Annotated in this window: 10 protein-coding genes; all 10 read left to right on the forward strand. The window is 69.1% G+C overall.

The genetic code is table 11. The features are described from left to right. The first annotated feature begins 15 nt into the window (after positions 1–15). The 10 genes from epsG to QZ749_RS04015 all read left to right on the forward strand — a co-directional run bounded on the left by epsG (position 16) and on the right by QZ749_RS04015 (position 12,628). A complete protein-coding gene (gene epsG / locus QZ749_RS03970) occupies positions 16–882 on the forward strand; it encodes a chain length determinant protein tyrosine kinase EpsG (RefSeq protein ID WP_296943500.1) in 867 nt (288 codons plus the stop codon). Between the two features lies 1 nt (position 883). Beyond that, positions 884–1,840, forward strand: a complete 957-nt coding sequence (gene xrtB / locus QZ749_RS03975) for an exosortase B (protein ID WP_296943503.1) — start codon at positions 884–886, stop codon at positions 1,838–1,840. Then, complete coding sequence (gene epsI, locus QZ749_RS03980; RefSeq protein ID WP_296943506.1) at positions 1,837–2,529, forward strand: exosortase-associated protein EpsI, B-type; 693 nt, start codon at positions 1,837–1,839, stop codon at positions 2,527–2,529. The genes xrtB and epsI overlap by 4 nt, the downstream gene beginning before the upstream one ends. Before the next feature lie 27 nt (positions 2,530–2,556). Next, positions 2,557–4,035, forward strand: a complete 1,479-nt coding sequence (locus QZ749_RS03985) for an O-antigen ligase (protein ID WP_296943511.1) — start codon at positions 2,557–2,559, stop codon at positions 4,033–4,035. A gap of 10 nt (positions 4,036–4,045) precedes the next feature. Continuing rightward, positions 4,046–5,563, forward strand: coding sequence for an oligosaccharide flippase family protein (locus tag QZ749_RS03990; RefSeq protein WP_296943514.1), 1,518 nt, complete (start codon positions 4,046–4,048; stop codon positions 5,561–5,563). A gap of 8 nt (positions 5,564–5,571) precedes the next feature. Further along, positions 5,572–6,771, forward strand: a complete 1,200-nt coding sequence (locus tag QZ749_RS03995; protein WP_296943517.1) for a glycosyltransferase family 4 protein — start codon at positions 5,572–5,574, stop codon at positions 6,769–6,771. Then, entirely contained in the window at positions 6,761–7,549 is a 789-nt protein-coding gene (locus tag QZ749_RS04000; protein WP_296943519.1) for a glycosyltransferase family 2 protein, read from the forward strand. Before QZ749_RS03995 ends, QZ749_RS04000 begins: the two co-directional genes overlap by 11 nt. Positions 7,550–7,995: 446 nt before the next feature. Continuing rightward, on the forward strand, positions 7,996–10,188 hold the full coding sequence (locus QZ749_RS04005) for a heparinase II/III family protein (RefSeq protein WP_296943521.1): 2,193 nt from the start codon (positions 7,996–7,998) through the stop codon (positions 10,186–10,188). Positions 10,189–10,319: 131 nt separating this feature from the next. Next, positions 10,320–11,195 carry a beta-1,6-N-acetylglucosaminyltransferase gene (locus QZ749_RS04010; RefSeq protein WP_296943523.1) on the forward strand — a complete coding sequence of 292 codons (876 nt, stop codon included), beginning with the start codon at positions 10,320–10,322 and terminating at the stop codon, positions 11,193–11,195. 182 nt (positions 11,196–11,377) lie between these two features. Continuing rightward, the gene (locus tag QZ749_RS04015; protein WP_296943525.1) at positions 11,378–12,628 is read left to right on the forward strand and encodes a glycosyltransferase; all 1,251 of its coding nucleotides are present in this window, start codon (positions 11,378–11,380) and stop codon (positions 12,626–12,628) included. Positions 12,629–12,631: the final 3 nt, after the last annotated feature.

Genomic DNA, 12,631 nt, shown 5'->3' on the forward strand with positions numbered 1-12,631 from the left:
TCGATTGGACAAGCCATGAATTCACCGATACTCAACGCCATTCCCGAGCGCAGCGCCGAGTCGAGCATGGGCGCGCTGCTGCTCGATGCCGGCAAGCTCAATCCCGAAGACGCCGAACGCGTGCTGCGCATGCAGAAGGAGACCGGCATCCGCTTCGGCGAGGCGGCCGTGCGCCTGGGCCTCGTCAGCGAGGACGACATCCAGCAGGTGCTGGCCCGCCAGTTCTCCTATCCCTACCTGCAGAAAGGGCAGGCGGGCCTGTCGCCCAAGCTGATCGCCGCCTACGAGCCGTTCTCGGAACAGGTCGAGTCGCTGCGCGCGATCCGCAGCCAGCTGATGCTGCGCTGGTTCGCGCGCGGGCGCCGCGCGCTGGCCATCGTCGGCGTCGATCCCGAGGACGGCGCGGCGCTGTTCGCGGCCAACCTGGCCATCGTGTTCTCGCAATTGGGCGAGCAGACGCTGCTGGTGGACGCCAACCTGCGCGCCCCGCGCCAGCAGGACATGTTCGCGCTCAAGCCGCGCCAGGGCCTGTCGGACCTGCTGGCCGGACGGGCCGACCTGGACGTGATCGCGCGCGTGCCGGCCTTCGTCGACCTGTCGATCATGCCGGCCGGCACGCTGCCGCCGAACCCGCAGGAACTGGTGGCGCGCGAGGGCTTCCGCAACCTCAACACCCAGCTCGAGTCGCGCTACGACGTCGTGCTGTACGACGTGCCGCCGTTCCAGTCCGGCGTCGACGCGATCGCCGTCGCCAGCCGCGCCGGCGGCGTGCTGCTCGTCACGCGCAAGAACTACACCCGCATCTCGCACATCGGCCGCGCGGCCGAGCAGCTGGCCGACGCCGGCTGCGAAGTGCTCGGTTCGGTGGTGATGGAGTTCTGACATGGATTCCAAGGTGCACGCCGCCCGCGCGCCGGCCGCCGCATTGCGGACTGCGTTGCGCGACGCGTTGCCGGAGTGGTGGCCGGTGCTGCTCGGCCTGGGCGTCCTCTTCGTGCCGACCTTCTGGTACCTGTTCACCGGTCCCTGGATCGGCGAGGAGCAGGGACACGGGCCCATCATCTTCGGCCTGGCGATCTGGCTGATCTACCGCAAATGGCCCGACGTCATCGCGGCCACCACGCCGCCGCGCAGCAGCTGGACCGGCTGGCCGATCCTCGCGCTGGGCCTGCTGGCCTACCTGCTGGGCCGCTCGCAGAAGATCCTGATGATGGAAATCGTCTCGATCATCCTGGTCATGGCCGCCGTGCTCCTGGTCAAGCGCGGCGCCACGGCCCTGCGCGTGCTGTGGTTCCCGTTCTTCTTCATGCTGTTCATGGTGCCGCTGCCGAGCGAATTCGTGGCCGCCGTGACGATGCCGATGAAGATGGCCGTGTCCTGGGCCACCGAACACATCCTGTGGGCCCTCGGCTACCCGATCAGCCGCTCGGGCGTGATCCTGCAGATCGGCCAGTACCAGCTGCTGGTGGCCGATGCCTGCGCCGGCCTGCAGACGCTGCTGACGCTGGAAGCGCTGGGCCTGTTCTACCTGAACCTGATGCGCCATCCCTCCGCCTTCCGCAACATCGCGCTGGCGATCTTCATCGTGCCGATCTCGTTCTCGGCCAACGTCATCCGCGTGATCGTGCTGACGCTGATCACCTATTACTATGGCGACGCGGCGGGGCAGGGCTTCCTGCACGGCTTCGCCGGCATGGTGCTGTTCATCACGGCCCTGGTGCTGATCCTGTCGGTCGACTCGGCGCTGCAGTGGTTCGTGCGCCGGCGCCAGGGCGGCGGCGGCGGCCACGGCGGGCCGGGCAGGCCCGGCGGCGCGCTGCGCCCCAAGGAGGCCACATGAACCGCAAGCTCCTCGCCAGCGTGGTGCTGGGCGCGGCCATGGCCGGCACGGCCGCCCTGACGGCGTTCGCCACGCCCAGGCACAAGGTGGCCGCCGTCCAGGACAAGTTCAGCCTGGAACAGATGATCCCGGAACGCTTCGGCAGCTGGCGGGTCGACCGCACCATCGTGCCGCTGACCCCCGACGAGACGCAGAAGGAGCTGATCGAGACGCTGTACGACCAGACGCTGGCGCGCACCTACGTCAACGACGCCGGCCAGCGCGTGATGCTGTCGATCGCCTACGGCGGCGACCAGAGCAAGCAGCTGCAGCTGCACCTGCCGGAAGTCTGCTACGTGGCCCAGGGCTTCGACATGGTCGACGCCAACAAGGGCGAACTCGCCACGCACTACGGCACGGTCCCGATCAAGCGCCTGGTGGCGCGCCAGAACGCGCGCAACGAACCCATCACATACTGGGTGACGGTGGGCGACAAGGCGGTGTCCTCGGGCCTGGGCCAGAAGTACCAGCGCTTCGTCTACGGCCTGACCGGCAAGATCCCGGACGGCATGCTGGTGCGGGTCTCGACCATCGAGGCCGACGCCGCCCACGCCTACCAGGTGCAGGACCGCTTCGTGGTCCAGATGCTCGATGCGCTGGCGCCGCGCGACCGCGGCCGGCTCATCGGCGCCGCCACCAAGCAGGGCTGACCCCACCGAACGCCGACCGGATACCGCATGCAGACCGTCCTCCTCTACCTCTACACCTCGCTCCCCTTCATCGCCGTCGTGGCGCTGGCGATCGGCTCGATCGTCGGCGTCGGCGTGGGCATGGTGTGGCCGCGCTTCCTGGTCTACGGCTACCTGGCCGTGTTCTTCTTCAAGAATTCCACCAGCTACGGGGCGCTGGCCGCGTCGGCGCCCGGCATCTACAGCCGCGGCTCGGGCGTGCTGCTGTTCCCGCTGCTGCTGTGGTGCATGTTCGGCGCCTGGATCTGCGCGCGCGTCTCGGCGGGCTTCCAGCGCTACCAGGCGCCGCCGTGCAACCTGCGCGCCTGGTTCCTGGCCTGGTTCCTGCTGCTGGGCGGCCACGTCGCCGTGGCGCTGTTCTCCAACGTCACGCTGGCCGAGGCGCTGGCCCCGTCCGGCTTCTCGAACATCGTCTGGATGGCCCCGCTGGTTTCGCTGATGCTGCTGTCGTTCCGTACCCGCGAGCACGTGATCGAACTGTCGCGCTTCATCCTGCTGGCGGGCCTCGTGCGCGCCGGCTTCGGCCTGGCGCGCTGGGCCGTGCTGGGCGGCGACCCGAACAATGTCTACGCGAACATGAACGCGATCAAGATCAAGCTGACCTTCTTCGACATCAACGACAGCCTGCTGTGCACGGTCGCCTTCGCGATCGCGGCCGTCAACCTGTTCCAGGTGGTCAAGCACAAGCGCTCGCAGTTCTGGACCATGGTCGACTGGGCCACGCTGGGCATGACGGCCGCCTGCATCGTGCTGTCCTACCGCCGCAGCGCCTGGATCGGCTTCCTGCTGGCCTTCCTGGTGATCATGATGCGCTTCCCGCTGCAGCGCCGCGTGCAGATGGCGGTGCTGGGCCTGCCCGTGGTCGGCGCCGGCCTGCTGTACGCGGCCGTCAAGCGCCTGGGGCAGACCAAGGGCGCCAGCGGCGGCCTGTCGAGCCTGTTCTACGACATGGAATCGAAGCGCTTCGGCGCCGAGAGCGAGCGCGTGCTGGAACTCAAGTTCGCCATGGCCGACTTCGTCAACCACCTGTTCACCGGCATCGGCAGCTGGGGCCGCTATGCCGGCTACCAGCAGATTTCCTGGCAGGCCGGCCACGACGGCGGCCTGTTCCTGCACAGCGGCGTGCTGCACATCGCGCTCAAGGCCGGCATTCCCGGGCTGGTGCTGCTGTGCGGCACGATCTGGGCGTTCATGGCCTTCACCCGCCGCGCGCTGCGCACGCTGCCGCCCGAATTGCTGGGCCTGGCGACGGCCGGCGCCGCCGGGCTGGCCTTCATGCTGCCCGACCTGCTGATCGGCACGCCGTTCCCGCAGGTGCGCACGACGCAGATGCTGGCCGTCTGCCTGGCCCTGCCGTACGTGGCGATGGCCGGCCTGCGCGCGGCGGCCGTGGCCGAGCCGGCCCAGGCGGCGCGCCGCGCCTACGGCATGGCGCCGGCGCCGCGCCGCTATCCGGTGACGGCATGACGGGGCGTCCATGAACCTGAGCCTGCTCCGCAATGCCGTCTCCAACCTGCTCGGCGCCGCGATTCCCGCGCTGGTCGCGCTCGGCACCGTGCCGCTCGTGGTCAAGGGCCTGGGCGACGCCAGCTACGGCGTGTATTCGCTGGTGACGGCCATCGTCGGCTATTTCGCCGTCATCGACATCAACGTCACCGCCGGGTCCGTCAAGTACATCGCCGAGTTCAATGCGCACAAGGACCGCGAGCGCATCAACGAGACCGTGTGCTTCGGCCTGTCCGTGTATTCGCTGCTGGGCCTGGTCGGCGGACTCGGGATCTACGTCGGCGCCCATCTCCTCGTCACGCGCGTGTTCTCGGTGCCGCCGGCGCTGGAGGCCGAGGCGGTGGCGACGCTCAAGCTGGCCGCGCTGGGCTTCTTCATCGGCCAGCTGCAGAGCTACCTGCAGAGCATCCCGCAGTCGCTGATGCGCTACGACATCGCCAGCCGCATCGAGATGCTGTTCGGCACCGGCGTGCCGCTGCTGACGGTCGGCGTGCTGATGCTGGGCTACGGCCTGTTCGAGGTGATCCTGCTGCGCGTGGTCACCAGCACGATCCACTGCTGCGTGCTGGCGTTCTGGATCCGCCGCCTGCTGCCCGGCCTGGCGTGGCGGCGGCCGACGGCGGCGCTCAGGCGCGAGCTGCTGGGCTTTTCGGCGTACTCCTTCCTGAGCCGCTTCGCCACGCTGTCCTACGCCTATGCCGACAAGCTGATCATCGGCGCCCTGGTCGGCGTGACCGGCCTGGCATACTTCACGGTCGCCTCGACGCTGGCCAACCGCATCCTGGGCCTGACCTACCGCCTGTCCGGCGTGTTCTTCCCGGCCGCCAGCGCGCTGGCCGCGCGCGGCGAGCTGGAGCGCCTGAACCGGCTGTACCTGAAGGCCAGCCGCTACGTCGTGTTCATCAATGCCTCGGTACTGGTGCTGGTGGCGGTGTTCTCCTACCAGATCCTGTACTACTGGATGGACCCGCAGTTCGCCCGCGCCGGGCAGGTGGTGCTGGCGGTGATGGCCCTGTCGCAATTCATCGACTCGCTGACGAGCCTGCCGTCCCTGGTGAACGACGGCATGGGGCATCCGCGCTATTCCGGCCTGTTCGCGCTGGCGCGCGCCGGCTTCGGCCTGCTGGTGGTCTGGCTCGGCGTGGCCGGCTGGGGCATCGACGGCGCGGCCTGGGGCCACCTGATCGCCTCGGTGCTGCTGACCTGCGCCTTCCTCGTCGCCGTCCACGGCCGCACGGTGCCCACGCGCCTGGGCGAGCTGGCGCGCAAGGCCTACCTGCCCAGCAGCCTGGGCGTGGCGCTGGTGGCGCTGGCCGCGCACGCCGCCAACCGCGCCTTCGACGGCGGGCCCGTCGACCTGGCGCTGCTGGTGCTGCTGACGGGCGGCCTGCTGCTGGCCTACGGCAGCCTGTTCGTCATCGAGAAGTCGGACAAGGACCTGGCCTGGACCCGGGTGAAGGGGCTGTTATCGGTAAGGAAGACGGTTTGAAGATCCTGATGGTTTCCGAAGACTTGCCGGGCACGCAGATCGGCGGCCTGGGCAAGCACGTGGTGACGCTGTCGAACGCGTTGCTGGAGCAGGGGCACGCGGTCGACATCATGGGGCGCAGCGACCGCTTCCATGCCGGCAGCGCGGCCGAGATCGGCTTTCGCGGGCGGCTGCTGCCGGGCTTCGATTTTTCCCGCCCGGGCTGGAAGGAATCGCAGCTCGGCTTCTTCAACCCGGTCAAGCGCCCCTGGTTCGCGCGCACGATCGCCCGCGCGCTGCTGCGCGAGGCGGCCCGCTACGACGTCGTGCACTACCACGGCCACCTGCCGATGGCGGGACGCTACGTGCCGCGGGGCGTGAACTTCGTGCAGACCCGCCACGACCAGGGCAGCGAATGCGTGATCCATTTGCGCTTCAAGGGCGAGCACGTTTGCACGGCGCTCGACGCGCGCGACTGCGCCACCTGCATCCACCCGGCGCCGAACACGCTGCGCCGCTCGATGTCGGGGATGGCCGTGCGCCGCTACCGCTCCGAGACGGCCGACGCGTTCTCGCGCCACAAGACGATCTTCGTCTCGGACTTCCTGCGCCGCGCCTTCCTGCGCGCGGTGCCGGACGCCGACCTGTCGCGCGCGCGCGTGATCCACAACTTCATCCGCTATCCCTACCTGCGCGAGCGCGCGGCGGCGCCGGCGGAGGTGGCGGCGGGCGAGATCCTGCTGGTCGGGCGCATCGATGCCGGCAAGGGCTTCGGCGAATTCCTGGCCCAGATCCAGGGCTGGCTGCCGGCGCACGCGCGCGTGTCGATCATCGGCGACGGCCCGCTGCGCGCCGAGCTGGAACGGCGCCATGCGGGGCCGCAGGTGCGCTTCCTGGGCTGGAAGCCCTACGACGAGGTGATCCGCATGTCGGCGCGCAGCCACCTGCTGGTGATCCCGTCGGTCTGGGAAGAGCCGTGCGGGACCACGATCCTGGAAGCGCTGGCGCTGGGCAGGCAATGCCTGGCGCTGGCGCGCGGCGGCACGCCGGAGCTGGCCGCCTACCAGTACTACGACGGCCAGCTGCGCCTGGCCGAGACCATGCCGCGCCTCGTGCAGCAGCTGGTCGAGCAGCTCGGGCGGCCGCCCGTGACGGTGCCGCTGCCCGATTCCTTCCCCATGGACGTTTTCAACGCCATTCCACGGATACTGGACTTTTATGCAGAATGACCTGAACGACACCCACGGCGCGAGCCACAAGCCCACGTTCTCCATCGTGACCTGCACCTGGAACAGCGCCGCCACGCTGGCCGACACGCTCGCCTCGGTCCAGCGCCAGACCTGCCAGGACGTCGAGCACATCTTCGTCGACGGCGGCTCCACCGACGGCACCCTCGAGATGATCGCCGCCTACCCGGGCAGGAAGCGGGTGTTGCGCGACGTCGGCGGCGGCATCAGCCGCGCGATGAACCAGGGCATCGAGGCCGCCACCGGCGAATTCGTGGCGCACCTGCATTCGGACGACTACTACGCCAGCGACGACGTGCTGGAAACGGTAGCCCGGCGCTTCGCCGACGAGCGCGTCGACTGGGTCTACGGCACCGTCCAGGTGCTCAAGGACGGCGAACTGGTGCCGCCGTATCCGATGCTGCCGTTCAGCTACGGCTCGTTCGCCGCGGGCCGCGCCTCGGTGCCGCATCCGGCCGTGTTCATCCGCCGCAGCGCCTTCGGCCGCGTCGGCATGTTCGACGAGAAGCTGAAGTACGCGATGGACATCGACCTGTGGCTGCGCCTGGGCCGCGTGGCGCGCCCGGCCACCGTGGACCGGCCGCTGACGGTGTTCCGCGACCATGCCGGCAGCGTCTCGTCGGCCAACAAGATCAAGGCGCGCCAGGAAGAATTCCAGGTGCGCAAGCGCTACATGAACCGGGCGCCGCTGGCCTTCGGCATCTACTGCCTGCGCTACATGAAGCGGATGCGCGACCTGCGCGCGCAGGCCGCGCACTGAGGCGCGCCAGCGGGACGGGCGCCGCGGCGCGCGGCAGGACGGGCCGCGCGGCGGCGGCGCCCCGTTCCCGCGCGCAGACACGGCGGCCCGCATGGCATTTCCGACACGGTTGCCATTTTGTCCGCACAGTTTCCAGACAATCTTTTCAGTTAAAAAACGGTCCTGGACAAGCTGGAAAGATTGCGCTTGACAGGGTGTCCTTACAAGCGTTGGTTTTGTGCGATGGGGGTGAAAAATCTTTGATTTCTAAGGGAATTTTGCCGCACGTCAATTGATTTGGGGTACTATAAATCCGAGATGAAGAACGCTTTTCGGTTACTGGGGCGATCTTCCTGAAGTTACCGTGCCCGAGCGCCACGCCGCCGGGCCATCCCAGCAGTTCTGTTACATTTTCTCGGAGCATCATCATGAAAGTTCACCGGAAGGCGCTTGCCGTCGCAGCTGCCATGTCTGCGCTGCTGTGCTCGTTCAACGCGCACGCCGACTGGGCCCAGTCGACCGATCCCCTGGTCGTGCAGCCGAATCCCGCCAACGGCGCCGTGCAGGCGCAGAATCCGCCAGGTTTCTTCTGGGCGCGCCACCCGACCGGGCCGGCCAGCTACGAGATCGAGATCACGCCGGCGGGCGGCTCGCCGGTGAAGGCCACCGTGGAGCGCAACTGGTACCTGCCGACCAAGGCGCTGGCGCTGGGTAACTACACCTGGCGCGTGCGCCCGGCCGGCGCCAGCGACTGGTCGAGCCCGCGCGCCTTCGCGATCACCAGCAAGTCGACCGTGTTCGAAGTGCCCGACAACGCCACCCTGCGTGCGCGCATCGCGGCCAAGGCGCGCCCGCGCTCGCTGCCGTCGTCGTTCACCGCGTTCTCGACCTGGAACTCGGCCAAGAAGGGCGACCTCGAGCCCTACCTGAGCCGCCTGGCCAACGAAGTCAAGCTGCAGATGGGCGCGCTGCCCGACCTGAACGACGGGCGCTGGCCGATCGCCATCGCCTCGCCGCTGACCGCTTCGATGGCCTCGCAGCAGACCGACGTGCGCAACCGCATCAACGAAGCGTCGCGCCAGCTCGAGGCGGCCGCCCTGATGTGGCGCCTGAAGGGCGACCAGCAATACCTGACCGAAGCCCTGAAGCGCGGCGACCAGCTGGCGTCGCTGAACCCGAAGGGGCCGACCAGCTACGCCAACCAGGACCAGGCCACGCGCCAGATCGCGCTCGCGCTGGTCAAGGGCGTCGACCTGCTGGGCAGCGGCGTCGACGCGACGCGCAAGGCCCGCTGGCTGAACGTCGTCACCGTGCGCGGCAATGAAATCTTCGGCAACCTGGCCGGCGACAACGGCCGCCTCGACCAGTATCCGTTCGATTCGCACGGCAACACCAGCATGATCTTCATGGCGCTGATCTCGACGCTGGCGCTGGGCGACGTGCCGGATGCGCAGAAGTGGTTCGATTTCTCGTTCCGCGCCTACGTCAACACGCCGTCGCCGTGGGCCGGCCCGGAAGGCGGCTACGCCAACGGCACCGCCTACGCCGAGTACGCGGCCGGCTACATGGTCGCGCTGTGGGACCCGATGGTCCAGGCGACCGGCCTGAACCTGTACGCCAAGCCGTGGACCCTGGGCTTCCTCGACTTCGCGACCCAGTTCATCCCGCCGGGCTCGAAGATCCACGCCTTCGGCGACGGTTCCGAGACCAAGCCGGACCAGCGCGTGTTCCGCGCCTTCGCAAACCGCATGGTGTCGCCGCGCGCGGCCTGGTACGTGGCCAACCTGGGCGGCCTGGAAGACTCGATGTCGGTGCTGCAGGCGCCGTACCCGATGCCGGTGGCCGGCACCCAGCTCAAGATCCCGCCGTCGAGCTCGGCCTACTACCCGAGCACCGGCTGGGTGGCGATGCACAGCGACATCGGCAACCAGAACCGCACCTCGTTCTACTTCAAGTCCAGCCCCTACGGCTCGTTCAACCACAGCCACGGCGACCAGAACGGCCTGCTGCTGTCGGTCGCCGGCCAGCCGCTGCTGGTCAAGGCCGGCTGGTACGACTGGTACGGCTCGCCGTTGTGGACCGACTGGTACCACCAGACCAAGTCGCAGAACGCGATCACCTTCGACGGCGGCAAGGGCCAGCTGGTCGACGGCTACCGCGAGCAGCTGCAGCGCAACGGCCGCATCACCGGCTTCTCGGCCCAGTCGACCTACGACTACGCCGAGGGCGACGCGACCCCGTCCTACGGCGGCCAGCTGACGATGGCCAAGCGCCAGATCTGGTACCTGCACGGCGAGAACGCGATGGTCGTGCGCGACAAGCTGCAGGCGACCGTGCCCCACACCTACGAGTGGAACATGCACGCGCCCGCCGCCATCACGGTCGAGAGCACGTCGGCCGTCAAGATCGCCGCCGGCGGCCAGTCGGTCTGCCTGCGCGACCTGAACGGCAATGCGCCGTTCGCCAAGTGGAGCGGGCCGGCGCCGAAGTCGGGCGTGACCGAGTCGCACGGCGCGTTCTACCTGAAGAACGACGGCAAGTCGATCGGCGAATTCCTGGTGCTGATCGACGTGGGCTGCAAGAAGCCGACGGTCAAGGTGGCGACCTCGGGCTCGACCCGCACCGTCACCGTCGGCGGCCAGAGCGTCACGCTGAACTGAGGCGGCCCTACGCCAACCGTTTCCTGGTCGGCCGGCACGCCGTGCTACACTCGGCGCGCTGGCCATGTCCCTCGCGGGCTTGCGCCCGCGGGGGATTTTTTTTCGTCCCCGTCATGTTCAACGACCGAACGATGCCCATGACGACACAGGTGTTCCTGATCCAGGCCCACAAGGACATCGCCCAGCTCAATGCGCTGGTCGAACAGCTGCAGGACGAGGACTTCGTCGTCTACGTCAACCTCGACCGCAAGTGCGCGCTCGACCCGGCCGCCGTGCATCCGGGCGCGCGGCTCGTCGCCGACCGCGTCGACGTCCACTGGGGCACCTTCAGCCAGGTCCAGGCCGTGCTCAATTCGCTCGCCCAGATCGTCGCCGAGGTGCCCGCGTTCGACAAGGTGCTGTTCCTCAGCGCCCAGGACTTCCCGCTGCTGTCCAACGCCGCCCTGAAGGAGGCGCTGGCCGCGCTGGCGGGGCGCGAACTGCTCGACACCGTGGCGATCGGCCCTGCGCCCGGGCAATGGGCGGCCGACTACCGCTACCAGTATTTCTATCCGGCGCGCGCGTCGCGGCTGCAGCGCGTCGCCTGCGCGCTGGCCAACCGCCTGCTGCGCGCCGCCGGCGCCACGCGCCGCCTGCCGGGCGGCCTGCGGCCGTACGGCGGCTCGTCCTGGTGGGCGCTGTCGCGCGACTGCGTGCGCATGCTGCTCGGGCGCGTCGCGCGCGAGCCCGGCCTGGCGCGCTTCTTCCGCCGCGCCGCCTGCCCGGACGAGATGTTCTTCCAGACCCTCGTGATGGACTCGCCGTTCCGCGAGCGCGTCCTGGGCAGCAACTTCCGCTACGTCCAGTGGCCCGAGCACGGAGCGCGCAACCCCAAGGTGCTGGACGAGGGCGACTTCGAGCGCATCGTCGCCTCGCGCGCCCATTTCTGCCGCAAGCTCGACAGCCGGGCCAGCGCGGCGCTCCTGCCGCGCCTGCTCGCGCTGCGCGCCGGCGCCGTCGGCGCCTGAGCGTGGTTGGCTTGCCTGGGTGAAAGAAAATGTCATCCGGGGCCATGAAATGAAAATTTCTTTCAGGAATTGAACGGAATCGCCGGCCGGCGTTCGCCCGGCCGGCGCGACGGCCCGCAATTGTGCGGCGCGGCAGATGCGCTAGAATCGGCCCTGTCTCTTGTTTTTACGGCAAGGAATCCATGCGCAGTCATCCCTCCACGGCGCCTGCCGGCGTCCGTCCCATCGTCTTCGTCGTCCGCGACCCCCTGCCGCCGATCCGGGCCGACGTGCTCACGCTGTTCGGCACCGAGATGCCGCGCTATGGCGTGGCGACGGAACTGGTGGGGCAGGGCGGCGGCGACGGCGCCGGCGGCTCTCCCTGGCCGGCCGGCGGCATGCACGTGGTGGGTTCGCTCAGGAGCCGCTTCGCCAGCGTCTGCTCGCCGCTGTGGGACCTGCTGGGCGTGCTGCGCGCGCTGCGCGGCCGCCGTCCGGCCTGCATCCAGGTGCGCGACAAGATCGCCAGCGGCGTGCTCGGGCGCCTGGTCGCGGCCGTGCGCGGCGTGCCGTTCGTGTACTGGATGTCGTTTCCCATCGTCGAGGGCTTCGAGGTGCGCCGCGACGAGATCGGACGCCGCACGGGCCTGGCCAACCGCCTCCGCTGGGCCGCGCACGCGCTGCGCGCGGCGGCCTCGCGCCTGGCCATCTACAGGCTGGTGCTGCCCGGCGCGCGCCACATCTTCGTGCAGAGCGACGCCATGGCCGACTGGCTGGCCGCCAAGGGCTTTTCGCGCGCGCGCATGACGGCCGTGCCGATGGGCGTCGACGCCGCGCTGTTCGACCGCGCGGGCATCGAGCCGGTGCAGGATGCGCGCCTGGACGGGCGCCGCGTCGTGCTCTACCTGGGCCGCATCGCCCAGTCGCGCCGCTCCGACTTCCTGCTGGACGTCGCCGACGAACTGCGGCGCGCGCTGCCGGAAACGCTGCTGGTCATCGCCGGCGACGCGCCCTCCGACGACGAAATGGCCTGGATGCGCGGCGCCATCGCCGCGCGCGGCCTGGAAGACCACGTCCTGCTGACCGGCTGGCTGCCGCAGCGCACGGCGCTGGGCTATGCCGTGCGCGCCGAGGTCGGGCTGTCGCCGATCCCGCGCGGCACGCTGTTCGACGTGTCCTCGCCCACCAAGCTGGTGGAATACCTGGCGCTGGGCATCCCCAGCGTGGCCAACGACATTCCCGACCAGCAGCTGGTCGTCGACGAGAGCGGCGCCGGCCTGTGCGTGCCGATGGAAGCCGAGCCGTTCGCCACCGCCACGCTGCGCCTGCTGCACGACCGGGCGCTCGCGGCAGCGTTCGCGTTACGTGGCCCAGCGTACGTAAGACAGCATCGGACGTATGCTATTCTGGGCCAGAATGTTGCAAAAATTTACAAAAAAATCCTGATGGAGTAAGGG

The organism is uncultured Massilia sp. (assembly GCF_913773735.1).
Classification (GTDB): domain Bacteria; phylum Pseudomonadota; class Gammaproteobacteria; order Burkholderiales; family Burkholderiaceae_D; genus Telluria.